This window comes from Corynebacterium sp. HMSC069E04, assembly GCF_001813175.1.
Classification (GTDB): domain Bacteria; phylum Actinomycetota; class Actinomycetes; order Mycobacteriales; family Mycobacteriaceae; genus Corynebacterium; species Corynebacterium aurimucosum.
Map to the genome: position 1 here is coordinate 2,776 of NZ_KV811689.1, position 249 is coordinate 3,024.

Annotated in this window: 1 pseudogene; it reads right to left on the reverse strand. The window is 54.2% G+C overall.

Going from position 1 to position 249, the window contains the following annotated elements:
* Nucleotides 1-84: pseudogene (locus HMPREF2896_RS13210) on the reverse strand (recombinase family protein); the annotation flags it as partial.
* Nucleotides 85-249: the final 165 nt, after the last annotated feature.

The window sequence follows — 249 nt, forward strand, 5'->3', positions numbered from 1 at the left end:
TTTCTGGCGCTGATTATTCTGCTCCACCGTGGAGACACGGATATAGCCCACCCGCTGCCCATGCGAACCAGAGTCATTGACCATTAGTCTTCGCTCCGCGAAGGTTTAAAGGCGGCATTCTCTTGTTCTATGACTGCATCACGATACGACTCGATTGCATCCGAGAGGGCATAAAGCTGAACACCGTCGAGGCCATCAGCGTCAGCAAGCAAGGATTGTACAATCCTGCCCAACGCCTGCTGCCCCGAC